This window comes from Massilia aurea, from assembly GCF_024753205.1.
GTDB classification, from domain to species: domain Bacteria; phylum Pseudomonadota; class Gammaproteobacteria; order Burkholderiales; family Burkholderiaceae_D; genus Telluria; species Telluria aurea.
In genome coordinates this window covers 118792-142900 of the sequence record NZ_JANUGZ010000005.1, presented here as the reverse complement: position 1 = coordinate 142900, position 24109 = coordinate 118792, and the positions used below count along the sequence as shown (strand labels likewise).

The window sequence follows — 24109 nt, the reverse complement described above, 5'->3', positions numbered from 1 at the left end:
CGGAGAACAAGATGAAATGGTTGATCACGTTTATTCTCGGCGTGCTGGTCGGCGCCGCGATCCTGTTCGTGGCCTTGCAGGACGTGCCTGAAAAACCAGCGACCGAGGTTGCAGCGACGGCGCCGGCAGCCCCCGGCATTCCGGCATCGCAGATCGAGGGCCAGCTGCCGCCGGCGCCGGTCGTGGTGCCGAACCTGGAAGACGCCGACCTGCCACTGCGTCCGACGCCCGACGCCAATGCCACAGCAGGTGCCGCTGCCCCGATGACGATGCCGGGCAAGCTGCTGGTGCCGGTCCAGGGCATCAAGTCGGCCCAGCTGACCGATACCTTTTACCAGCCACGCGGTGAACAGCGCCAGCACGAGGCGCTCGACATCATGGCCCCGACTGGCACGCCCGTCCTCGCCGTGGCCGATGGCAAAGTCGCCAAGCTGTTTCACAGCAAGCCGGGCGGCCTGACCGTCTACCAGTTCGATCCGACAGAACAGTTCGCGTATTACTACGCCCACCTGGACCGCTACGCTGACGGCATCGCCGAAGGCATGGAGGTCAAGCGCGGCACGTTGATCGGCTATGTCGGCGTGACCGGCAATTCCGATCCGAACGCACCGCACCTGCACTTCGCTGTCGTCGCCCTGACGCCGGAGAAGCAATGGTGGAAAGGCACGCCGCTCAATCCGTTTCCACTGATGAGCGATCAGTAATTACTGCGGTGATCGCGGCGGCGGCCGGTCCGGCAACGGACGCGGTCGCCAATTCGTCGATGTCGGCCCCGACATTGATTGCTGCATAGGCGCGCGTGACCGCAACGACTTCGCGGCTGCCCGTCCCATACAACTCCCCCGCCGACTCGATCATCTTCGCCCGCGCATCGGCGTAATTGGTGCTGGCCGTGAACTTGGTCGTGTTCGCACGGAACCAGATCCGGAACGCCTTGTCGATGCCGATGCCCGTCATCGCCAGCGGGCGCCGCTTCAGGTAGCTGCTCCATGCATCATTCGTCTTGTCGGCCGCTGAACCCCGCGCCAGGAAATAAAACATCCGGTTGTTCGGGCCACTGCTGTAGTGCACGTCCAGGCGCTTGAGGCTTGTGCTCCAGGCGTCGCGGCTGCTGCCATCCTTGCTGGGCTTGATCATCCAGCGCAGCGGTTTGCCGTCGCGGACGATCTCGCTGCCCAGCATCCAGTCGTTGCCCAGTGCGGGCACGACCTCCCCCTTGCCACCGGCGCGCGCATAGGCTTCGACCACTTCACCGGCGATGTCCGAACTGGATTCGTTGAGCCCACCCGACTCGCCCGTGTAGACCAGGTTTGACGTGGCGGCCGTGATGCCATGCCCCATTTCGTGGCCGACCACGTCGATTGCCGCCAGGTTCGTGAAGAACGTGCCGTCGCCGATGAACATGCAGCGGCAGGTGTCGCTGTAGTAGGCATTGTCGTAGCCGCGGTTGACATGCACGGCGATGTGCGACGCCGTATCCTGGCCGTCGAGCGCGCGCCAGCCCAGCACGTTCAGGTGCAGGTCATAAGTATTCATCAGGCCCCACATGGCGTTGACGGCCGCGGTCTGGCCGTTGGCGCCTGTCGTGCTGCCACCCTCGACGAACTGCTTGCCGTCGCCCCAGGTGTTGCTGCTGTTGGTGTAGACGCGCCCACTGGTGGTGGCGTGGTTGGCGTTGGTGATTGCCATCGCACCGAACACGCCGCCCTTGCCGCGCTGCGGATCGAGCATCTTGTAGACGTTGCCTTCAAATGTCGTGCTCAGCGGCACATTGCCGCTGTACTGGCTCCGGCCGACGCCTTCCACCGTTTGCAGCGCATTCCAGCGGTCGATCGTATCGCCCGTGCGCGCATCGACGATGACGTCATAGAAGATCGGCTGCTCGCCGCTGCGCATGCGCACGCGCACATGCCAGGCCAGCGCGTAGTGGTCGACCGTTTCGACCAGGTCGAGCGCATTGAGGTCGCTATCGGGCTTGGCAATGGCGCTCGGCGCACGCTCGTCGCGCATCACGGGGTAGATCACCAGTTCGGCGGTGGGAAGCTTGACGTTGACGGCGCCGGACGGACTGCCCTTGGCGGCGGCGCTGATGGCAGCCTTGCGCTTGACGACCGGCGTGGTGTCGAAGCCGGTGGTGACGGGACTCAGCGCGCCGGCTGCGCCGCGCCCCAGCTGCAGGCGGCGGGGCGAGGCGCTTTCGGACACGATCTGCTGGCGCGCATCGAGCACGACGACCGATTCAGAGCCGAAGATACGCACGCCCTTGTACAGGTGCGCCGCGCGCACCACGTGCGTGCCCTGCACGCCGGGATGCTGTGCGACGACGCGGTAGCCGTGATCGGCATCAAGGCCGATGGCCGGCCGGCGCGCAGTGAGCTGGCTGATGACCTGCGTCTGCGCCTGCGTGTCCAACTTCAGTGGCGCGCTCATCATCGGCGCGCCGTGGACGCCGGGCGCCAGCGCGATGGCGGCACCCAGCAGAACTGCCCTGAACAACGGTTGAGGAATCATCTCGGCTCCATCCGGTATGCCGGGCCAGGTGGCGCCGGTCATCGACCATGATGGACGTGCAAATAAACGAGTATTTGCTTGAGAACAATGTCCCCTACCTACGGCGCTTCATCAGATACACCGCCGTGCCAACCACGGCCACGCCCAGTGCAACTTTTTTCGCCAGGCCCGCCTTGTTGTGCTGGAACTCGGCCTTGATACCCATCTCGGCCAGCACGTTCGGGATTTTGCCGCTGGCAAGATCCTCGCCGATGCCCTCGACCATGTTCACGCGGTCAGCCACCAGCAACAGCAGCCAGTGGCGCACGTCGTTCTCGGTCAGCTTGAAGGCCTGGCGCCGGATCATGCCAGAGAGGCCCGATGGCGGCTGGACCGTGCCGAACAGCGGTGTGCGGCCCGGGCGCTCGGTGGAGACGAGCACCTCGACGTGTTCTTCCTGTGGCTTCGGATCCCCATCCGGCACGTTGATGAAGCGTGGCGGCGTGCGTTCCATCGGCACGCCGGGCCGGTCCTTGCGGTCGAGGTCGGCGCCCCAGCCCTGGATGTGCGCCAGTTGCGCGCGGGTGGGCCGCCGTGGCGCGATCGCGCCGTGGACGTGGCCGACGTGGCCATCGTTGTCGTGTTCGCCTGGCGCGTGATCGCCGTCGTGCTGGTCGTTGGCGCTCACGATGTCGTTACGTGTCTGCATAATGTGTCCTCGTATTGATCTGCTTCAGTAATCTGCATCAATGATCTGCATGGCAGTTACGCTGCGATGCTGGCCTTGACGGCGCGTACTTCGTTCGCACGCGGCGGAATCAGGATCGTCTTGATGCAGTTATCGAGCTTGCTCGAGAAGATGTGATACGCATCCGACACTTCTTCCAATGGCACGCGGTGCGTGATGATGGCTTTCGGGTCGATGCGGCCGGCACGGATGTGCTCGATCAAGCGCGGCAAATGGCGGCGCACGCTGGCCTGGTTCATGCGCAGTGTCAGGCCCTTGTTCAGCGCATTGCCGATCGGGACCGCATTGAAGGTTGGCCCGTACACGCCGACGATCGACACGTTGCCGCCCTTGCGCACCGAGTTGATGCACCAGTGCAGCACAGTCGCCGCGCCAGCTTGCATCATCGTGTAGACGCCCGTGATCGTTTGCATCGTATTGCCCGCCGCTTCGCAGCCGACGGCGTCGATGCAGACGTCGGCGCCCATCCAGTCAGTCATTTTCTTGATGTGCAGCGCCATGTCGCGCACTTCCTTGAAGTTCACGACTTCACACTGCGCGTAGTTCTTGACGAATTCGAGACGGTATTCGATCTCGTCGACGACGATCACGCGCCCTGCGCCCATCAGCCAGGCCGATTTGGCGGCAAAGATGCCGACCGGGCCCGCGCCGAACACGACGACCGTGTCGCCTTCCTTGATGTCGCCCATTTCGGCGGCCTGGTAGCCAGTGGGCAGCGCGTCGGTGAGCAGCACGGCGTCATCGTCATGGATGTCGTCCGGGATGATCATCGGGCCGACGTCGGCCATCGGCACGCGCACGTACTCGGCCTGGCCGCCGTCGTAGCCGCCGGCCGTGTGCGAGTAGCCGTAGATTGCGCCCACGGCGGTCGATTGCGAATTTGTGTTGTGGCAATTGCCGTACAGCTCGTGCTGGCAAAAGAAGCAGGAGCCGCAAAAGACGTTGAACGGCACCAGCACCTTGTCGCCCACCTTGAGCTTATGGACATCCGATCCGACTTCTTCGACGATGCCGATGAATTCGTGGCCAAAGGTGTGGCCCACGCGGGTATCGGGCACGAGGCCGTGGTACAGGTGCAGGTCTGAACCGCAGATGCAGGCGCGGGTGACGCGCACAATGGCGTCACCGGGGTGCTCGATGACGGGCTCGGGCTTCTGGTCGGCGCGGACTCGGTATGGTCCGCGGTAGTTCATGGCAAGCATAAGCACTCCTTGGCAAGTTCTGTAAGGTGATGTCGGCGCGCGTTGGATAGCGTGCTGATCTAACACTAACTTAGGTCAAGTTACCAAGAATTGCCATACGCGCACGGTAACGAACACGCATTTTTATGCACTTACGCCGAATTAACGTCCGCCTTTATACCCGACAGGAAACTTTCTCTCGCCTTTTATAGATTTTTGGCATCAAAAGTATTGCATGAGGCCACTTCACCACTTTCCAGGCCACGCTCGAACCAGCGCACCCGCTGCGCCGATGTGCCGTGCGTGAACGAGTCAGGCACCACCACGCCGCGCGATTGCTTTTGCAGGGCATCGTCGCCGATGGCGCTGGCAGCGTTCAGGGCGGCCTCGACGTCGCCCTGCTCCAGGATCTTCGCACGCTGATCGGTGCGCTTGGCCCAGACACCGGCGAAGCAGTCGGCTTGCAACTCGAGTTTGACTGACAGGACATTGCCCTGCTTTTCCGACGCGTTCTGCTGGGCTGCGTGCACTTTGTCGGAAATCCCGAGCAGGTTCTGGACGTGGTGACCGACCTCGTGGGCGATCACGTACGCCTGGGCGAATTCGCCGCCAGCGTTGAACCGTTGCTGCATCGTGCGGAAGAAATCGAGGTCGATGTACACGGATGCATCCGCCGGGCAGTAGAACGGCCCGGTCGCGCTCTGACCGACACCGCACGAGGTGTTCGTGCGACCGTCGAACAGTACGAGCTTGGCCGGCTGGTATTGCGCATTCTGTTCAGTGAAGATCTGGGTCCATGCATCTTCGGTGTAGGCCAGCGTGGTGCGCACGAACTTGCTTTCGCGGTCGTCGGCCGGCGCCGCGCGTGGCTGCGACGATTGCTGCACCTGTGGCGCGCCGCCACCCGACAGCAGGCTCAGGATCGTGGCCGGCGAAACGCCCAAAAAGTAGGACCCCACCAGTGCGATGACGATGGTGCCGATGCCGATCGAGCGCCCGCCCATGCCGAAGCCACCACCTCCCCCGCCGCTGTCGCCCCGGCGGTCTTCGACATTGCTGCTTTCACGGTCACCATCCCAACGCATATGTTCTCCTGATCGTTCAGTTGTTGATTCAGCGGCTGTTGCGCTTGAGGTTTGAGGTATCGGCGCGCTCACGCGCATCCTTGCCGCGCAGGTCGTCGACAGGCGAGAGGCCTGCACGCTGCTCGTCGTTCAGCGCGCGCTCGCGGCGTTCGCGGGCGATTTCGCGGTCCATGCGGCCGCGCGGAACGTCGTCCATGTCAAAGCTTTTCATTTTGTGTGCTCTCTCTCGTTATCGTTGTCGTTTGACTATGTTGGCAAGTATGGTTGGTCGCCGTCATCCGGTATGTTCGAGTGATCACATAGTGCATCAAATTCCATCGGCATATGACCCGATTCGTGCGCGCCGCTCCACGCGATTCATGCGATCCTTGCGCCATGACACTTACCCAAGCTGCTGCCCTGCTCACCCTTGGCACGACCCTGCGCCAGGCCGGTTACCGCTTCATGACGGTCACGCCATCGACGCATCGCCGCATCAATGGCCGGCCCGGCAACGAACAGGCACGCGACCTGCGCGACGTGTTCGGCTGGAGCCGGCCGTTTGCCCCCGCAGTACTGCCGCCCGGCATGCTCAAATTGATGGCGGATGCCGGCGTACTGGCTGGCGAAGGCAACGCGCTGCGTTCGACCGTGCGCGCCTCGACGCTGGACGACCTGCTGCTGTTTCACTCGGCCTTTCCGACGCACGACGACGATGCGGTGTTTTTCGGGCCGGACACCTACCGCTTTATCGGCGCCATGCGGCGCGCATTCGCGTCAGCCGACGCCGCGCCCATGCGCGCGATCGATGTCGGCTGCGGCAGTGGCGCCGGTGCGCTGACGATCGCGCGTGCCTTCCCGGCTGCCGAGGTCATCGGCGCCGATGTCAACATGGCCGCGCTGGCGCTGTCCCGGGTGAATGCACAGCTGAACGACGTGACGAAATTCACGGCCTGCGAAAGCGATCTGTTCAATGGTGTGGCGGGCGAGGTCGACCTGATCGTGTCGAATCCGCCGTTCGTTCTCGATCCGGACGCTCGCCGCTACCGCCACGGTGGCGGTGAACGTGGCGCCGAGCTGTCGCGCCGCATTGTCGAAGAAGGCCTGCCGCGCCTGCGCTCCGGCGGACGGTTGCTGCTGTACACGGGCGTGGCGATCACGGGGGACAGTGACCATTTCCTTGAGAGCCTGCGCGCGCAGCTGGATGCGCAATGCGCATCGTGGTCGTACGAAGAACTCGATCCCGACATCTTCGGCGGGCAGCTCGGCGAGCCCGGGTATGAAGAAGTTGAGCGGATTGCTGCAGTGTGGCTGCAGGCGCGCAAGCGCTGAGGCCCGGTCGGCCCGGATTGTTCCTGCGCCGCCGCCAAAAAAGCCGATTTGCAGTCAATGGAACGTAGAGTGGGCGGGTTTTTCCGCCCGCGCGTTCAACGCACCGTTGCACCGTCGCACCGCGGAGCGAAAAGCGGGGGTCAGGTCTGACATTCGGACACGACCTCGACAATCGGGTAGTCGTAACCAGCTGGCACCGGGCCATGCCAATACTGGTCAACACACGATTGGAAGTGGATAAGGCTGAGGTCGTGTCCGAATGTCAGACCTGACCCCGGCTGTTCCCTGACACGCCGCGAAATGAAAAAAGCCACCTTGCGGTGGCTTTTTTTTGCTACTTGGCGGAGAGGGTGGGATTCGCCTACATGCCGCAGGCCGCGCCATCGCGAGTACGCGATGGCCTTCTCATCCCACACGCAGGGCGCGCAGGCGCCCTGCTCCTCTGATACGCCGCGGAATGAAAAAAGCCACCTTGCGGTGGCTTTTTTTTTGCTACTTGGCGGAGAGGGTGGGATTCGAACCCACGGTACGCTCGCGCGTACGCCTGATTTCGAGTCAGGTACATTCGACCACTCTGCCACCTCTCCAGATTCGGTCGTCTCGCATCGCTGCGAGAGGCCGCATTATACCGACAGCTTGGCGGATCTTGCAAGTAATGCCGTGCAACTTATTCTCATGACGGCGACTTGCTGTCCAGGTTAGCTCATGCACGGATGGCCAGGGCGGTGATCGCCGGGCCGTCGAGACTGAAATCGAACACGATGCGCGCGGGGCTGCCGGGGAAGTTACCCGTGACTTCGGCCTGGACGATACAACCGGGCGGCGTCATTTCGCACGATACCGGATGCGCTATTGCACCGTAGCGGGCGCTGGTCGTGCGCTTCCAGGCGTGGATCGCGTCGCGCCCGCGATACACATGCCCCTCGTCGCGTACCTCGGCATCCTGGCTGAAGCACGCTGCCCCCGCATCGGCATCGCGTGCATTCGCGTGCAGAAAGTAGTCTGCGACCGGGGTGGGGATGGGGATGGGCATTGGGATTGTCATGGTATCTCCTGAAGGTCAATGGAAGTCCCCATCCTGCCAGCCTTGATTACCTGGCGATACATACAGTTAGCCGATAGACTATCAACTCCAAGTTCATGATCGCGGCGATGAAACATACTTCTCTGGATGCCATCCGCATCTTTCTCGCCGTTGCCGAAATGAAGAGTTTTACCGCCGCCGCCATCCGCATCGGCGTGACACCTGCCGCCGCCAGCAAGGCCGTGAAACTGCTCGAAGCGCAGCACGGCGTCATCCTCCTGACGCGCAACACGCGCCGGGTCATGCTGACCGAGACGGGCAGCGCGCTGTACGCCGACCTGCTGGCGGCGACGTGTCAGATCGACGACGCTTTTTCGAGCCTGGCGCGCTTTCGGGACAAGCCGGCCGGCACCTTGCGGCTGACCGTCCCGCGTGCACTGGGCACGCTGGTGCTCAGGACATTGATGCCGCAGTTCCGGCGCGCGCATCCCGACGTGGCGCTCGATATCTCGCTCGATGACGGCGAGGTCGATTTGCTGGAACGGGGATACGACGCGGGCATCCGTCTCGGCCAGTCAGTCGCGCAGGGCATGGTGGCGGTGCGGCTGACGCCCGACCTGCGCTGGTCGGTCGTCGGCGCCCCCGCTTACTTCGCCGAAGCCGGCCGGCCGCGCATACCGGAAGACCTCGTGCGCCACGCGACGATCCGCTACCGCTTCCACACCTCGAACATGCTGGCGCGCTGGCAGTTCACGCGCGATGGCGCCGCATTCCACGTCGAGACCGGCCACACGCTCGTGGTCAACGACACGGGCCTGATTGCCGACTTCGCCCGCTCGGGCCTGGGCCTGGCCTACCTGCCCGACATCGAGATCGCGCACGACCTCGCCAACGGCCAGCTCGAACAGGTCCTTGCACCGTTCGTCCCAAACACGTCAGGCCTCTACCTGTACTTCGCCACGAAAGCGCAAGGCCAGCCCAAGCTGCGCGCCTTCATCGACATGGCCACCGCGCTGCGCGACGCAGCCGCCTGATCGTCCGCTGTACATTCAATGCCGCGTTTACACGGCATTGACAGGTGCGCCCTGCTCTTTTGCCCTGTTTTTACGGCCGGGTCGCTACGCTGGGCAGATCGAATCTGTTCAGGAAAGCCAGCCATGATCATCGCTATCGTCAATCAACACAGCAGCCCCGAGCGCACGGTCGTCGCGCGCAACCTGGCGGTGCTGCGCGCGCGTGCGGGGCGTCGCGTATGCCTGATGACCACCGCCGGGAATGGCAACAGCGACTGGTCCGAAGAACGCAACCAGGCCGGCGTGCAGCCGTGGATCGAAACCCACCAGGTGGGCAGTCGCGCGGTCAAGACGCGCCTGGCCGCACTGCGGCCGCTGTTCGACGACATCCTGATCGACGCGGGCACGCGCGATACCGACGGCTGCCGCTGCGTGCTGGCCGAGAGCCGGCTGGTGGTGGTGCCTGTGCGCAGCGGCGCGCTCGAGCTTGACCTGCAATACCGCCTGCTGGCGCGCCTGCATGGCGCACGCACGTTCAACCCCGCCATGCGGGTGATGTTTGTCGCTGTCAGCGGCGCCGCCGGCCCGGGCGTCAGCGAGCGCGCCGCCGTGCTCGCACACGTGGCGCGGGTCGAGGACGCCACACTGACCGCGACGGTCCTGCATGCGCCGGCCGCGCGCGACTACGGGCCTGGCCGCTGTGTGTCGGACGCTACGACCTGCGATCCCGAAGCGGCCGCCGAACTACGCGCGCTGTACGACGAGGTGTATCCGGCGGCAGCGCCGATGGCATGCGCCGTGCAGGCGATGATCAGTCGCCAGGAATCTTTGACACGCCGGATGTCACGGTAACCGCAGGAGAAATCACGATGAAACACGTTACGCTTTACAGCCCCGCCCTGCGACGCCAGCCGCCGGCCGATCACACGATGCTCGTCTGGCTGCAAGTGGACACCGCATCGGCAACGAGCTTGCGCGAAGCGGTGATCCGCGCGGGGCTGGACGCGGTGCGATTCCTGCGCATCGACGCCTGTCCGAGCGGGTGCACGGTGCGCGCCTTGCTGTGCGTTGAGCGCGACGCCGCCCCGGCATTGCAAGCGCAGCTGTTGCAGCGCCTGCCCGGCTGCCAGTGGCACGCTGCGCCACGCCGCCACGCTCAAGCGATATCGAGGCGCTCGTGCGGCGCGAACTCGTGATAGATGTCGGGCTGGTGCGTCGGGATATAGACGCTCAGGCGCTTGCCGCGATGGAAGACGCCGCGCAGGCTGTTGCAGGCGGCCCACGCGTGCTCGTACGAGTCGGCGATGTGCAGCACGGCCCAGGGGCTGTCAGGCGAGCCTTCCCGGATCATGTCCACCTGCGTGATGTGAAAGTACGGGGTGAAGCTGTCGATGATGGCGCTTTCACAGGCATCGGCGTGCAGGCCCGACAGGATGACTTTCATGGGTGTTCTCCAGGTTCAGGCAAAGGTGGATCGAGCATGTCACGTGTATGGCGCGCGATCATCAGTTCTTCGTTGGCGGGCACCAGCCAGACGGCGACCCGGCTCGACGCCAGGCTGATGCGGGCCGGGCCGGCGGGCAGCGCCGCGTTCGCGGCCGGGTCGAGCTCGACGCCAAGCCAGGCCGCATCACGGCATACCGCGGCGCGCAGCTGCGCGCTGTTCTCGCCGATCCCGCCCGAGAACACCAATGCATCCAGCCCGCTCAGGCTGGCCGCCAGCGAACCCAGTTCGCGGCCGATCCGGTACACCAGCAGGTCGATCGCCAGTTGCGCGCGCGGCTCGCTGCTCGCTTCCAGCACGCGCATGTCGGACGACACGCCGGACACGCCCAGCAAGCCCGACTCGTTGTACATCATGCGCTGCACGCTCTCCACCGTCATGCCCAGTTCGTCAATGAGGTAGATGACCACACCAGGATCGAGCGCGCCGCAGCGCGTGCCCATCGGCAGGCCGTCGACTGCCGTGAAACCCATCGTGCTGGCCATGCTGCGCCCGCCCTGCATCGCGCACATGCTGGCACCGTTGCCCAGGTGCGCGGCGACCACGCGCGCGCCGGCCAGCGCCGGATCGCACAGCGGCAGCGTGGCCGCGATATATTCGTAGGACAGCCCGTGAAAGCCATAGCGGCGGATGCCCAAATCAGTGATCGCCTCTGGCAGCGCGAACGCCTGCGCCAGCGCCGGCTGCGCCGTGTGGAATGCGGTGTCGAAGCAGCCGACCTGCAGCAGGCCGGGACGCAGCGCCATCAAGGCGCGTACCGGCGCCAGATTGTGCGGCAGGTGCAGCGGCGCCAGCGGAATCAGGCCGGCCAGCCGGTCGAGCACGGCCTCGTCCAGCTGCACCGGTCCGCTGAAGTCGACGCCGCCGTGCACGATGCGGTGACCGACCGCGCACACGCGGTAGCCATCCAGGTGGCCCTCGGCGAAATCGATCAGGTATTCCATGCCGGCCTGATGGTCGAGCGGCGTCGTCCAGGCATGTTCGCCAACCGTGTCGCCAGCGGCGTCGCGGGCGATGAAGCGCGCGGCGCCCCGATACAGCCCGTCGATCTTGCCGGCGAAGAGCGGCGCCAGATCGGGCAGTGCATGCAGCGAAAACTTGATGCTCGACGAGCCGGCATTGATGACGGCGATACAGTCCTGCGTCGCCATCAGCGCCCCGCCACGCTGGCGCTGGCCGTGGCGCTGGCCAGCTGATGCCGCGCCAGCAGCACGGCGACGGCGCACGACGCCAGGCGCGCGGCGACCGAATCGGCGCGGCTGGTCAGGATCAGCGGCACGCGCGCGCCGAGGACGATGCCGGCCGCCGCCGCCCCGGCCATGAAAGTCAGGCTCTTGGCCAGCATGTTGCCGGCTTCCAGATCCGGCGCGACGAGCACGTTGGCGCGCCCGGCCACGGGCGAGTCGAGCCCCTTGACGGCGGCAGCCTGCGGGTCGATCGCATTGTCCATCGCCAGCGGGCCATCGAGGATCGCGCCGGTGATCTGGCCGCGATCAGCCATCTTGCACAGCGCCGCCGCGTCGATCGTCGAGGGCATCTTGTCGCTGACCGTTTCCACCGCCGCCAGGATCGCCACGCGCACGCCCTCGAAGCGCAGCACGTGCGCCAGGTCGATCGCGTTCTGCACGATGTCGCGCTTCTCGGCCAGCGTCGGGATGATGTTGATGGCGGCGTCGGTGATGATCAACGGTTCGCTGCGCCCCGGCACGTCCATCACGAAGCAGTGACTCAGGCGCCGCGCCGTGCGCAGGCCGGTCGTGGCGGCCACCACCGCGCCCATCAGTTCATCGGTGTGCAGGCTGCCTTTCATCAGTGCGGCAGCCTTCCCTTCACGCACCAGTTCGACGGCGCGCGCGGCCGACGCGTGGCTGTGCGCCGTGTCGACCAGGCGCAGTGCGCCGATGTCCAGGCCAGCCGCATCGGCCGCAGCGTGGATGCGCGCCGCCGGGCCGACCAGCAGTGGCGTGATCAGGCCGATGCGGGCTGCGTCGAGCGCCGCTTCGAGTGCGTAGCGGTCGCACGGATGCGCCACCGCCACCGTCACCGGGCCATTGGCGCGGCCGGCTTCAATCAGGCGGTCGTAATACGGATGTGGGGTCGCAACTACTGTCGGCACTGCGGTCATCTATCTCTCCTTGAACGTGGGTACATCACCAGTACCCGAGCAACTTCCACCACAGGCCGCCGACGACAGCAAACACCGCCAGCTCGAACAGGCACATGATGAAGCCGACTTTCCACCACAGCCCCATGCTGACATACCCGCTGCCGAAGATGATCGGCGAGGTGCCGGTGGCGTAGTGGGTCAGCGTCATCATGATGCCCGACGACGCCGTCATCATCAGCAGGAACAGCACCAGATACTGGCCTGGCACGAGCGCGGCGCCCACCGACAGAAACGCGAACATCATCGCGCTGATGTGGGCCGTGGTGCTGGCAAACAGGTAGTGCGAGAACACGAAGGCCAGCACCAGCACGCTCGCTGCGGCGCCCCACCCCATGCCGCTGGCGACGATGGCGTCGCGCATGCCGTTCGAGGCCCAGGCGATCACGCCCATCTTGTTGAGCTGCTCGGCCAGCATGACGAGCGCGCCGAACCAGATCAAGGTATCCCACGCGCTTTTCTCGGACAGGATATCGTCCCAATCAAGCGTGCCAGTGATGATCAGGATGAACAGGCCGACAAAGGCGACCACGGTCGGGTCGAGCGTGAACGCGCTGCCAAAGAGCATGGCCGGTACGTTCGCCCACAGCACCAGCAACAGGCCGAAGGTGCCGAGCATCACGCGCTCACTGGCCGACAAGGGCCCCATGCGGGCGAGCTCGCCCCGCGCGAAGCCGATCGCATCGGGTGTCTGCTTGAGCTCTGGCGGCGCCAGCAGGTAAATAATCAGGGGCATCAGAAACAGGCACACGAGGCCCGGCAATACCATGCACAGCGCCCACGTGGTCCAGCTGAGCTGAAATGTCTAGCCGCTGGCGCGCGCGACGAAGTCGACCACCAGCGGATTGGGCGCGGTGGCGGTCACGAACATCGTCGAGGTGATCGGATTGGCGTGGTAGTTGACCAGTGCCAGGTAGGTACCCACCCTGCCCTCGGTGCCCTTGGCCGGATCGGAATCGAACGACGCGGCGATCGATTTCATGATCGGGTGGACGATGCCGCCGCCGCGCGCGGTATTACTGGGCGTGAACGGCGCCAGCACCAGTTCGCAGACGGCCAGCCCGTAGCCAATGCCGATCGTGCGCTTGCCGAGCAGCGCGATGAAGTTCAGGCCGATACGGTTGCCCAGGCCCGTCTTTTTCAGGCCGCGCGAAATCAGCACGGCAACGACGATCAACCAGATCAGCGGGCTGGAAAAGCTGCCCAGCGCGTCCGCCATTGCGCCCTTCGATGACCCGGACGTCACTTGCGACAGCGCCACGATCACGATCGCCATCAGCGCCATGACGCCAATCGGCATGACCTTCAGGATGATGGCGACGATGGTGGTCAGAAAAATCGCCACTAGCGTCCATGCACCCGCGGTCAAGCCAGCCGGGTGCGGAATCGCCAGTAGCGTGAGCAGTACGGCGGTGGTGATCAGTGCAGGAATCAGGCGAAACGGCACGGCCTGATTGAAATAACGAAACGCAGCCTGCAAGCGCAACAGCATGAACTTCCTTCTACGTAACCGACCAGCCAACGAAAATATTGACTACTGGTCTGATAGTAACAGGAATATATTGCACCGCATCAATCATCGAGCGGTTTGGTCGGGTATTCACGCAGATCGTGGTTTATGGCTCAGCTTGTCCTATGATGCATCTTTACATGGCCTTGCACCCGACGATGACCACAATTCGCCCCGCATGCCCGCTCGACGCCGCCCGCATCTGCGCGATCTACAACCACTACGTCGACGGCACAACCATCTCGTTCGAGGAAGCGCCGGTGAATGCCGACGACATGGCCGCGCGCATTGCGGACGTGATCGACGGCGGCCTGCCCTGGCTGGTGCTGACAGACGGCGACGCCATCATCGGCTACGCCTACGCTACCAAATGGCGCGCCCGCCCCGCCTACCGCCACGCGGTCGAGAGCACGATCTATCTCGATGCCACGCTGGCCGGCCAGGGCCATGGCATGCGCCTGTATGCCAGCTTGCTGGACGAGTTACGTACGCGCGGCCTGCATACGGTCATTGCCGGCATTGCGCAGCCGAACGCGCGCAGTGTCCGGCTGCACGAACGCCTGGGTTTTGCCAAGGTCGCGCACTTTTCAGAAGTGGGCTTCAAGCTCGGGATGTGGCTCGATGTCGGGTACTGGCAGATGCGCCTGACGCCAGGCTAGACTTGCTCGGCGGGCTCAACCGGCCGCCGCGCGTAACGGCCCGCAATCACCGCGCAGACGATCAGCTGGATTTGGTGGAACAGCATCAGCGGCAGCACCACCATGCTGATGCTGGCGGCGGGGATCAGCACATGGGCCAGCGGGATGCCGGTGGCCAGGCTTTTCTTGGAACCGCAAAACACGATGGTGATTTCGTCGGGCTTCGAAAAACCGAAGCGCCGCGCCAGCCACGTCACTGTCAGCATGACGACGGCCAGCAGGAGGATGCAGACCAGGATCAGGTTGCCCAGCATGGCGGGTGGCACGCGTGACCACAACCCTTCCACTACTGCCGCGCTGAACGCGGAAAACACCACCAGCAGGATCGAGCCCTGGTCGACGCCCCTGACCAGGCTCTTGTGGCGATCGACCCAGCCGCCAATCCAGCGCCGCGCGATCTGGCCGGCAACGAATGGCAGCAACAGCTGATAGACGATCATCAGCACCGAATCGAGCGATGCGCCGGCGCCGGACGACGCTGGCATCGCCACGCTCACCAGCAACGGCGTGAGGACGATGCCGAGCAGGCTGGACACCGAAGCGCTGCAGACCGCAGCCGGCACATTGCCACGCGCCGCGGCCGTGAACGCGATCGACGACTGCACGGTCGAGGGCAGCAGGCACAGAAACAGGATGCCGAGATACAGCTCAGGCGTGAGCAGCAGCAGGATGGCGGGCTTGAACAGCAGCGCCAGCACGGGGAACAACGCGAAGGTGCACAACAGCACCAGCAGGTGCAGGCGCCAGTGGGTTGCACCGGCAATGATCGCAGCGCGCGACAGCTTGGCGCCGTGTAAAAAGAACAGCACGCCGATCATCACCATCGTGACGACCTTCAGCACGGCGGCGACGTCGCCCTGCGCGGGGAAGATGCTGGCTGCGGCCACGACGGCCAGCAGCATCAAGGTCATTCGGTCCGGCAGAAATCGGGATGACATTCGGGCGAGCATACGAGGATCCTGGCAGCGTTCGGGAATGAAAAAAGCCACCTTGCGGTGGCTTGTTCCATGCTACTTGGCGGAGAGGGTGGGATTCGAACCCACGGTACGCTCGCGCGTACGCCTGATTTCGAGTCAGGTACATTCGACCACTCTGCCACCTCTCCTGATTCGGTCGATTCTTGCTGTGAGCTGCAAGAGACCGCCATTATAGCGGATTGCCCGGGAAATGGAAGGGAGAAAATGCGCGGTGGCTGAATTTCCCTTCCCTCACCCATTTCAAGCCGCCGGGCTCAAGCGTTCAAGACCACCCATGTACGGGCGCAGCACCTCAGGCACGATCACGCTGCCGTCGGCCTGCTGGTAATTCTCGAGCACCGCCACCAGCGTGCGGCCTACGGCCAGACCCGAGCCATTGAGGGTGTGCACCAGTTCGAGCTTGCCCTGGGCATTGCGGAAGCGGGCCTGCATGCGGCGCGACTGGAAGGCTTCGCAGTTCGACAGCGACGAAATCTCGCGGTAGGTGTTCTGCGCCGGCAGCCAGACTTCGATGTCGAAGGTCTTGGCGGCCGAGAAGCCCATATCGCCCGTGCACAGCAGCATGACGCGGTATGGCAGGCCGAGCGAGGTCAGGATGAACTCGGCATGGCCGACCATCTCGTCGAGCACGGCGTAGGACTGCTCCGGATGCACCACCTGGACCAGCTCGACCTTGTCGAACTGGTGCTGGCGGATCATGCCGCGCGTGTCGCGGCCGTAGCTGCCGGCCTCGGAGCGGAAGCATGGCGTGTGCGCCGTCATCTTGAGCGGCAGCGCGTCCAGCGCGAGGATCTCGTCGCGCACGACGTTGGTCAGCGAGACTTCTGACGTCGGGATCAGGTAGAAGGTTTCGCCCTCGCCTTCGACGCCACCCTTTTTCACCGAGAACAGGTCGGCTTCGAATTTCGGCAGCTGGCCGGTGCCGCGCAGCGAATCGGCGTTGACCATGTACGGGGTATAGCACTCGGTGTAGCCGTGGCGTTCGGTGTGCGTGTCGAGCATGAACTGCGCCAGCGCGCGGTGCAGGCGCGCCATGCCACCCTTCATCATCGAGAAGCGCGAGCCGGTAATCTTGGTGGCGGTTTCGAAGTCCAGGCCCAGGCGCTCGCCGATGTCAACGTGGTCGCGCACGGCGAAGTCGAATGCCGGCACATCGCCGACCTTGCGCACTTCGACGTTGCCGCTTTCATCCAGGCCCTGCGGGGCGCTCTCGTGCGGCAGATTCGGCACGGCCGCCATGAACTGGGCCATGCTCTCCTGCACCTTCGCCAGCGCCGCTTCATTGGCCTTGAGCTCGTCGGCCAGGCCCGCCACTTCCGCCATCACGGCCGTCGTGTCTTCGCCTTTGCCCTTGAGCATGCCGATCTGCTTGGACAGCGCATTGCGCTTGCCCTGCAGTTCTTCGGTGCGCGTCTGGATGGCCTTGCGCTCGGCCTCCAGTGCACTGAAGGCGGACACATCGAGCTGGTATTTGCGCGTCGCCAGGCGGGCGGCAGCGGTATCGATGTCTTTGCGGAGAAGTTGGATGTCAATCATGTCGGGTTGGACCAGGCTGTGTGTATCGAAACCACAATTGTACCAAGCCGACTGGCATTCCTTGCGAGATTTGGCAGTCACTCTGCCGGGCCCTCGCCTGCCCACCGGTTGGCGGCGAGTTACAGGGTGGCGGCCAGGCGCGGCGCGCTTACGACGACGGTCTGGATGCTGGCCATGTCGAGTGCCGGCGCGGTCGATGCGGCCGATGCAGCGATCATGATCGGCCGTTCGCTGGCGGTGACGTAGCTGCCAACCAGGCCCAGTGCAACAACGGCCAGGAACAGGGCTTCGAAGTTTTTACGGATGTTCATGACGGCTCCTCGGTGGTGGTTTCAGGGTTCGCAGAGGTGCTGCGGTATGGTGGTACTGTAGCCACCGATCCCCTGAACCACCATCGATTTGCGACGAAGCACACGAACCGCGGCGCAGAATGCACCGCCATGCGACCGACGGCTACGCCGCCCGCCAATCAGTGGCGGCGCGCCATGGACCCGGGCGAAACACGCCGGGCGCGAACCAGGCGTGGTGCATCGTGGAACATCGCGGTATCCACGACCATCGTGAATGCAAGCTCCAGATGACCCATGACTGAGAGGCTTTGGTTACAATGTCAATACACCGACAGACGCGGGATTAAAACCAGGCGGATGTTTCCTGAGGCAGCAACTCACTGGGCGTAGCACCAATGCAACAAACTTCCCCGGGATGGGGCACGGGAACTCGATGAGTCACGAAAAACCACTGACGCGGCCGGCTGATATCTACCTGCGCTTCCTGCATCTGGTCGATGCCCTGCGCACGCTGCCCACGCTGGGGGCCCTGGACGCGCGCGAAGAGCGCGTGCTGACCGTGGTCGCACGCGCATTGCAGGCGCACGAGCGACTCTCCGTACGCGACCTGATGGCGCAGGAACACCTCGGTGCGCCCGCCACCATTCATGCGCGGGTCACAGCGATGCGCAAGAAAGGCTGGCTCATGCTTACCGACACCGAGGACAGCCGGCGCAAGCAGGTCGACCTGACGCCGGCGGCGCTGGCATATTTCGATGAGTTATCCGGCCTGCTGGTGAAGGCGGCCGAGGGCGGCTAGCGGCGCGCCTCGTCGTCCAGCCCGCGCAGCCACGCCATCTTTTCGGCGATCTTGGTTTCGATCCCGCGCGGCACCGGCTGGTACCAGCCCGGCTCGGGCATGTCGTACGGCAGATAGGTCTCGCCCGCCGCATACGCGTTCGGCTCATCGTGGGCATACCGGTAATCGTGACCGTAGCCCAGTTCTTTCATGAGCTTGGTCGGCGCATTGCGCAAGTGCACCGGCACCTCGCGCGACTTGTCCTTGCGCACAAAGGCCATCGCCGCATTGAAGGCGTTGTAGCCGGCGTTGCTCTTGGCGGCAATTGCCAGATAGATCACTGCCTGACCCAGCGCCAGTTCGCCTTCCGGCGAACCGAGCCGCTCATAGGTGGCGGCCGCGTCGTTGGCCAGCTGGATCGCGCGCGGATCGGCGATGCCGATGTCTTCCCAGGCCATGCGCACGATGCGGCGCGACAGGTACTTGGCGTCGGCCCCGCCGTCGAGCATGCGGCACAGCCAGTACAGCGCGGCATCCGGGTGCGAGCCGCGCACTGACTTGTGCAGCGCCGAGATCTGGTCATAGAAATTGTCACCGCCCTTGTCGAAACGGCGCACGTTCAGCGTCAGCGCATTTTCGACGAAGTCGGCCGTGATGTGCGTGATGCCGGCCGTGTCGCTGGACGTCTTCGTCTGTTCGAGCAGGTTCAGGAAGCGGCGCGCGTCGCCGTCGGCATAACCGATCAGCGTGTCGATGGCGACCTCGTCGAATTCGAGATGCTGCAGCACGGATTCCTTGGCGCGCGCGAGCAACTGGCGCAGTTCGTCATCGGTGAGCGCCTTGAGCGTGTACACCTGCGACCGCGACAGCAGCGCCGAGTTGACCTCGAACGACGGGTTCTCGGTGGTCGCGCCGATCAGCGTGACCAGCCCACTTTCGACGAACGGCAGCAAGGCATCCTGCTGCGATTTGTTGAAGCGGTGGATTTCGTCGATGAACAGGATCGTGTGCTTGCCGCGCGCCAGATACTGCTCGGCCTGGTCGATGGATGCACGGATATCCTTCACGCCCGACAGCACGGCCGACAGCGCGATGAACTCGCAGTCGAACGCGTACGCGGTCAGGCGCGCCAGCGTGGTCTTGCCCACGCCCGGCGGGCCCCACAGGATCATCGAATGGGGCTTGCCCGACTTGAAGACCAGGTTCAGCGGCTTGCCGGGGCCCAACAGGTGGCTCTGCCCCACGACCTCGTCGATGGTGCGCGGGCGCAGGGCCTCGGCCAGCGGCGCCGCCGGTTCGGTCTTGAACAGGTCATCCACTGGCGCTCTCCGGTGCGGCTCTTACTGGTTGACGACGTCGGCGCCCTTGGGCGTCTCGAACTTGAATTGCTGCGCGCCCAGGGCCGGGTTGCGCTGGAAGTTGGTGAACGTCAGGCGCGAAGTCTGGCCGAACGTGTCCTTCAGTTCCATCGCCAGCGGCACCCCGCCCTTCAGGCCGATGCTGATCTGCTCGAACGATGTATCCCTGGCTTTCGGGACGGCGTTGAGCCACTCCATGCCGTCGCGCTCGCCGGCTTCACTGAGCGTGAAGTTTTCTTCCAGCTTGTTGCTGCCAAACAGGATCGCGGCCGGGGATGAACCCAGCGCGTTACCCAGTTTGCGCACGGTGACCTGGTTCAGGTCCTTGTCGTAGATATACAGCTGGTCGCCATCGGCTTGCAGGACCTGCTCGTACGGTTTCTGGTAGGTCCAGATGAACTTGCCGGGACGCGCAAAGACGAAGCTGCCGCTCGATGCGGGGCTGGCCTTGCCACTTTTGGATTTGCCCAGCTGTTGCTGGGTGAATTCGCCCTTGGCCGATTTGGTGCTGGCGACGAAGGATTTGAACTGGTCGAGTGCGGCGGCGCTGGCGGTGGTCGAGAATGCGAAGGCGCTCGTGGCCAGGAGTGCGGCGATGGTGAATTTGGTTGATTGCATGCTTGGGGCCTTTTCTTGTTGTTGGGCTTGCTTGGGCAGGTTGGACGCGTGGACGGCGGAGCCGTCCACCCTACAGCCGACGAAGGCAGATGACCCGCCCACGTAACGAAAGCGAATGGCCGGCGCGCTGTTATTCCGCGCTGGCTGCCGGCACCAGGATGTCGCGGTTGCCGTTCGACTGCATTGGCGAGACGACGCCGCTGTTTTCCATCTGTTCCAGCAGGCGTGCGGCGCGGTTGTAGCCGATGCGCAGATGACGCTGGACCAGCGAAATCGATGCGCGGCGGTTCTTGAGCACCACCTGCACCGCCTGGTCGTACAGCGCGTCGGCCTCGCCACCACCCTCGCCTGCTGCGGCCCCGTCGGCGGCGCCGCCTTCTTCCAGCGTGCCCCCTTCGAGGATGCCTTCAATATAGTTCGGCTCGCCCAGCGATTGCAGATGTTTTACAACTCGATGCACTTCCTCGTCGGACACGAAGGCCCCGTGCACGCGCACTGGCAGGCCGGTACCCGGCGGCATGTACAGCATGTCACCCATGCCCAGCAGCGCCTCGGCGCCCATCTGGTCAAGAATCGTGCGCGAGTCAATTTTTGACGACACCTGGAACGCAATGCGGGTCGGGATGTTCGCCTTGATCAGGCCCGTGATGACGTCGACCGACGGGCGCTGCGTTGCCAGGATCAGGTGAATGCCGGCCGCGCGCGCCTTTTGCGCAATACGGGCAATCAGCTCTTCGACCTTCTTGCCGACGACCATCATCAGGTCGGCCAATTCGTCGATGATGATGACGATGGTCGGCAGCTTCTCGAGCGGCTCCGGGTTGTCCGGCATGATCGAGAACGGATTCGGGATGTGCTCTTCGCGCTTGTCGGCCTCGAGGATCTTGTTGTTGTAGCCGGCGAGATTACGCACGCCGAGCTTACTCATCAACTTGTAGCGGCGCTCCATCTCGTTGACGGCCCAGTTCAGCGCGTGCCCCGCCTGGCGCATGTCGGTCACGACCGGTGCGAGCAGGTGCGGAATGCCTTCGTACACCGACATTTCCAGCATCTTCGGGTCGATCAGGATCAGGCGCACATCGGCCGGGTCGGACTTGTAGAGCAGCGACAGGATGGTGGCGTTGATGCCGACCGACTTGCCGGAACCCGTCGTACCCGCCACCAGCAAGTGGGGCATCTTGGCCAGGTCGGCCACCACCGGCTTGCCGGCGATGTCCTTGCCCAGCGCCACGGTCAGGCTCGATGCGCTGTCGCCATACACCTTGGAGCCGACGATTTCGGACAGGCGCACGATCTGGCGCTTCGGGTTTGGCAGCTCGAGCGCCATGTAGTTCTTGCCGGGGATGGTTTCCACGACGCGGATCGAGGTCAGCGACAGCGAACGCGCCAGGTCGCGCGCCAGGTTGACGATCTGGCTACCTTTTACGCCGGTGGCCGGCTCGATTTCGTAGCGCGTGACGACCGGGCCCGGGTAGGCAGCCACGACCTTGGCGTCGACGCCGAAGTCGGACAGTTTCTTTTCGATGAGGCGGCTGGTGAATTCCAGCGTCTCGACACTGACCGTTTCGGTCACAGGCGGGGCTTCATCGAGCAGCGCCAGCGGCGGCAGGCCGGTATCGCCCCGGTGATCGGAGAACAATGGCGTCTGGCGCTCTTTTTCGGCGCGCTCGGACTTGGGCACGCTGACCATCTGCGGCTCGATCTTGATCGGTTGCAGCGCAGGTTGCGCATTTGGCACGACATTCGGCGCCCCACCTGGAACAACGCCCGGCGCAACACCTGGCGCCGACGACGCGGTCGACTTGGCCATGGAAACCGGCGCCGGTGCTGGCGGCATGTCGAGCGACGGCTCGGCCTTGACGACCGGAATCGGCTCGTTCGAATGCTTTTCGGTGAACTTGGCGCGGCCGTGATCCACGACCTCGTCGCGCTTGACGGCCGCGACTTCGCCCTGCTTGCGGTCTTCGATGTCTTCCATGCGCAGGCGGAACCAGTCGAACGCATCGTCGAACACGCCGCCGATGCGCTCGGCCACGGCCAGCCACGACACCTGGAAGAACAGCGAGAAGCCCAGGCCGAACAGCAGCAACAGGAGCAAGGTGGCGCCGGTCGCGCCGAACGTGACCTGGCTGGCATGCCCGATCAGTTGACCCAGTACGCCACCCGGTGCGCGCGGCAGTTCAACATCCCACGACCACATGCGCAGGTATTCCAGGCCGACACTGCCGGCGAACATCAGCGCGAAGCCGATCCAGCGCACATAGATTTCACCGTGGTGCACGGGCTCGGCGGCCGCGGCCGTGCCGAGCTTGTCGGTCAGGCGCCGCCAGCCGCGCCAGACCTGGCGCAGGAAGATGACGCTCCACCACCAGGCCGAAAAGCCGAAGATGAACAGCAGCAGGTCGGACAGCCAGGCGCCGGCAGCGCCGCCCAGATTATCGATGCGCGGCACCGAATTGGCGTGCGACCAGCCGGGATCCCCCTTGCTGTAGCTGAGCAAAATCAGGACGAAATAAAGGAACGCGACGGCGCCGGCGATCCAGCGCGCTTCGGACAGCAGGCGCGACAGGCGGCCTGGCAGCGGCGCGCGGGCCGTTTGCTTGGTGCGGGTATATCCGGAGGTGGCGGCTGGACTATTCTTGCTCATTGCAGGCACTGCGTGGTAACTACGAATCGACGATCCGGTCATTCTAAGCGATATGTGGTCGCGCTGGCCCCACGATTCATGCCCGCGCGCTGCATCGTCTATAATCTGCCCTCTTTCGCACACCCCGACCGGCGCCCGCGTGGGCCTTGATTCTTCTCAAGGTGCCCCCAATTGCCGTGTGTCTATTAACAATCATTGAAGCGCCGCCATGACTACAACTAAACACGCCAAAGTCCTCATTCTCGGTTCCGGTCCTGCCGGCTACAGCGCCGCTGTGTACGCCGCGCGCGCCAACCTCAAGCCGATGCTGGTGACGGGCGTCGAGCAAGGCGGCCAGCTGATGACCACCACCGATGTCGAGAACTGGCCGGGCGATCCGCTGGGCGTGCAGGGTCCGGAGCTGATGCAGCGCCTGCTGCAGCACGCCGAGCGCTTCAATACCGAGATCGTGTTCGACCAGATCCACACGACCTACCTGAACGAAAAGCCAATCCGCCTGGTGGGTGACAGCTTCACGTTCACCTGCGACGCCCTGATCATCGCCACCGGCGCCTCGGCCCAGTACTTGGGCCTGCCGTCCGAGCAGGCGTTCATGGGCAAGGGCGTCTCGGCCTGCGCCACCTGCGACGGCTTCTTCTACCGCAACCAGGAAGTCGCGGTCATCGGTGGCGGCAATACTGCTGTCGAAGAAGCGCTGTACCTGGCCGGCATCGCCTCGAAGGTCACGCTGATCCACCGCCGCGACCGCTTCCGCGCCGAGCCGATCCTGGTCGACCGCCTGATGCACAAGGTTTCCGAAGGCAAGATCGTGCTGGAATATAACCAGACGCTCGACGAAGTCCTGGGTGACAACAGCGGTGTGACCGGCCTGCGCCTGAAGTCGTCCCAGACGGGCGACGTCAAGGACCTGACCGTGCACGGTCTGTTCGTGGCCATCGGCCACAAGCCGAACACGGGCATCTTCGACGGTCAGCTCGAGATGCACAACGGTGGCTACCTGGTGACCAAGTCGGGCCTCGAAGGCATGGCGACCGCCACCAGCGTGCCGGGTGTGTTTGCTGCCGGCGACGTGCAGGATCACATCTATCGCCAGGCGATCACCAGCTCGGGCTCGGGCTGCATGGCCGCGCTCGACGCACAGCGCTACCTCGAAGCGCTGGAAGACGACCCACAGTAA

Annotated in this window: 23 protein-coding genes, 2 tRNA genes and 1 pseudogene; 8 read left to right on the top strand and 18 right to left on the bottom strand. The window is 64.3% G+C overall.

Going from position 1 to position 24109, the window contains the following annotated elements:
- The first annotated feature begins 11 nt into the window (after positions 1-11).
- Positions 12-704 (top strand): M23 family metallopeptidase, encoded by a 693-nt coding sequence (locus tag NX775_RS19855; protein WP_258837532.1) that lies wholly within the window; start codon positions 12-14, stop codon positions 702-704.
- Here the strand turns inward: NX775_RS19855 and NX775_RS19850 are convergent.
- The 5 genes from NX775_RS19850 to NX775_RS19830 form a co-directional block, all read right to left on the bottom strand.
- A complete protein-coding gene (locus tag NX775_RS19850) occupies positions 673-2511 on the bottom strand; it encodes a M4 family metallopeptidase (protein WP_258837531.1) in 1839 nt (612 codons plus the stop codon). The genes NX775_RS19855 and NX775_RS19850 overlap by 32 nt on opposite strands.
- A gap of 94 nt (positions 2512-2605) precedes the next feature.
- Positions 2606-3199 (bottom strand): hypothetical protein, encoded by a 594-nt coding sequence (locus NX775_RS19845; protein WP_258837530.1) that lies wholly within the window; start codon positions 3197-3199, stop codon positions 2606-2608.
- 56 nt (positions 3200-3255) lie between these two features.
- The gene (locus NX775_RS19840; protein ID WP_258837529.1) at positions 3256-4440 is read right to left on the bottom strand and encodes a zinc-dependent alcohol dehydrogenase; all 1185 of its coding nucleotides are present in this window, start codon (positions 4438-4440) and stop codon (positions 3256-3258) included.
- Positions 4441-4625: 185 nt separating this feature from the next.
- A complete protein-coding gene (gene ypfJ, locus NX775_RS19835; RefSeq protein WP_258837528.1) occupies positions 4626-5504 on the bottom strand; it encodes a KPN_02809 family neutral zinc metallopeptidase in 879 nt (292 codons plus the stop codon).
- A 28-nt stretch (positions 5505-5532) separates the two neighbouring features.
- Positions 5533-5715, bottom strand: coding sequence for a hypothetical protein (locus NX775_RS19830; protein WP_183550931.1), 183 nt, complete (start codon positions 5713-5715; stop codon positions 5533-5535).
- Positions 5716-5879: 164 nt separating this feature from the next.
- Between NX775_RS19830 and NX775_RS19825 the strand changes: the two genes are divergently transcribed.
- Entirely contained in the window at positions 5880-6815 is a 936-nt protein-coding gene (locus tag NX775_RS19825) for a methyltransferase (RefSeq protein ID WP_258837527.1), read from the top strand.
- A 497-nt stretch (positions 6816-7312) separates the two neighbouring features.
- Here the strand turns inward: NX775_RS19825 and NX775_RS19820 are convergent.
- Positions 7313-7402, bottom strand: a tRNA-Ser gene (locus tag NX775_RS19820).
- A 116-nt stretch (positions 7403-7518) separates the two neighbouring features.
- Positions 7519-7860, bottom strand: a complete 342-nt coding sequence (locus tag NX775_RS19815) for a nuclear transport factor 2 family protein (protein ID WP_258837526.1) — start codon at positions 7858-7860, stop codon at positions 7519-7521.
- Positions 7861-7967: 107 nt separating this feature from the next.
- Between NX775_RS19815 and NX775_RS19810 the strand changes: the two genes are divergently transcribed.
- The 3 genes from NX775_RS19810 (at position 7968) to NX775_RS19800 (ending at position 10048) form a co-directional block, all read left to right on the top strand.
- Positions 7968-8873, top strand: coding sequence for a LysR family transcriptional regulator (locus NX775_RS19810; RefSeq protein WP_258837525.1), 906 nt, complete (start codon positions 7968-7970; stop codon positions 8871-8873).
- Positions 8874-8996: 123 nt separating this feature from the next.
- Positions 8997-9704, top strand: a complete 708-nt coding sequence (locus NX775_RS19805) for a hypothetical protein (RefSeq protein ID WP_258837524.1) — start codon at positions 8997-8999, stop codon at positions 9702-9704.
- Positions 9705-9721: 17 nt separating this feature from the next.
- Positions 9722-10048: a hypothetical protein gene (locus NX775_RS19800; protein ID WP_258837523.1), complete on the top strand. Its 327-nt coding sequence runs from the start codon at positions 9722-9724 to the stop codon at positions 10046-10048.
- Here NX775_RS19800 and NX775_RS19795 read toward each other — a convergent pair.
- The 4 genes and pseudogenes from NX775_RS19795 to NX775_RS19780 form a co-directional block, all read right to left on the bottom strand.
- Positions 10009-10296 (bottom strand): RNA recognition motif domain-containing protein, encoded by a 288-nt coding sequence (locus NX775_RS19795; RefSeq protein ID WP_258837522.1) that lies wholly within the window; start codon positions 10294-10296, stop codon positions 10009-10011. The two genes, NX775_RS19800 and NX775_RS19795, sit on opposite strands and share 40 nt — an antisense overlap.
- On the bottom strand, positions 10293-11507 hold the full coding sequence (locus NX775_RS19790; protein WP_258837855.1) for an acetate/propionate family kinase: 1215 nt from the start codon (positions 11505-11507) through the stop codon (positions 10293-10295). The genes NX775_RS19795 and NX775_RS19790 overlap by 4 nt, the downstream gene beginning before the upstream one ends.
- A complete protein-coding gene (locus tag NX775_RS19785; protein WP_258837521.1) occupies positions 11507-12481 on the bottom strand; it encodes a phosphate acetyltransferase in 975 nt (324 codons plus the stop codon). Before NX775_RS19785 ends, NX775_RS19790 begins: the two co-directional genes overlap by 1 nt.
- Positions 12482-12506: 25 nt before the next feature.
- Positions 12507-14012: pseudogene (locus NX775_RS19780) on the bottom strand (DASS family sodium-coupled anion symporter).
- Positions 14013-14188: 176 nt separating this feature from the next.
- Between NX775_RS19780 and NX775_RS19775 the strand changes: the two are divergent.
- Positions 14189-14689 carry an arsinothricin resistance N-acetyltransferase ArsN1 family B gene (locus NX775_RS19775; protein WP_258837520.1) on the top strand — a complete coding sequence of 167 codons (501 nt, stop codon included), beginning with the start codon at positions 14189-14191 and terminating at the stop codon, positions 14687-14689.
- Here the strand turns inward: NX775_RS19775 and NX775_RS19770 are convergent.
- The 4 genes from NX775_RS19770 to NX775_RS19755 all read right to left on the bottom strand — a co-directional run bounded on the left by NX775_RS19770 (position 14686) and on the right by NX775_RS19755 (position 17552).
- Positions 14686-15639: a bile acid:sodium symporter family protein gene (locus tag NX775_RS19770; RefSeq protein ID WP_258837519.1), complete on the bottom strand. Its 954-nt coding sequence runs from the start codon at positions 15637-15639 to the stop codon at positions 14686-14688. The two genes, NX775_RS19775 and NX775_RS19770, sit on opposite strands and share 4 nt — an antisense overlap.
- Before the next feature lie 104 nt (positions 15640-15743).
- Positions 15744-15833: transfer RNA gene (locus tag NX775_RS19765), tRNA-Ser, on the bottom strand.
- A gap of 112 nt (positions 15834-15945) precedes the next feature.
- A complete protein-coding gene (gene serS / locus NX775_RS19760) occupies positions 15946-17241 on the bottom strand; it encodes a serine--tRNA ligase (protein ID WP_258837518.1) in 1296 nt (431 codons plus the stop codon).
- 119 nt (positions 17242-17360) lie between these two features.
- Complete coding sequence (locus NX775_RS19755; RefSeq protein WP_258837517.1) at positions 17361-17552, bottom strand: hypothetical protein; 192 nt, start codon at positions 17550-17552, stop codon at positions 17361-17363.
- 412 nt (positions 17553-17964) lie between these two features.
- On the opposite strand from NX775_RS19755, the gene NX775_RS19750 reads away from it, so the two are divergent.
- A complete protein-coding gene (locus NX775_RS19750) occupies positions 17965-18330 on the top strand; it encodes a winged helix-turn-helix domain-containing protein (RefSeq protein WP_258837516.1) in 366 nt (121 codons plus the stop codon).
- Here the strand turns inward: NX775_RS19750 and NX775_RS19745 are convergent.
- From NX775_RS19745 to NX775_RS19735, 3 genes are all read right to left on the bottom strand, one after another.
- Positions 18327-19628, bottom strand: coding sequence for an AAA family ATPase (locus NX775_RS19745; RefSeq protein WP_183550893.1), 1302 nt, complete (start codon positions 19626-19628; stop codon positions 18327-18329). The two genes, NX775_RS19750 and NX775_RS19745, sit on opposite strands and share 4 nt — an antisense overlap.
- A gap of 21 nt (positions 19629-19649) precedes the next feature.
- Entirely contained in the window at positions 19650-20285 is a 636-nt protein-coding gene (gene lolA, locus NX775_RS19740) for an outer membrane lipoprotein chaperone LolA (protein ID WP_258837515.1), read from the bottom strand.
- Between the two features lie 130 nt (positions 20286-20415).
- Entirely contained in the window at positions 20416-22932 is a 2517-nt protein-coding gene (locus tag NX775_RS19735) for a DNA translocase FtsK (protein WP_258837514.1), read from the bottom strand.
- Between the two features lie 208 nt (positions 22933-23140).
- On the opposite strand from NX775_RS19735, the gene trxB reads away from it, so the two are divergent.
- On the top strand, positions 23141-24109 hold the full coding sequence (trxB, locus tag NX775_RS19730; protein ID WP_258837513.1) for a thioredoxin-disulfide reductase: 969 nt from the start codon (positions 23141-23143) through the stop codon (positions 24107-24109).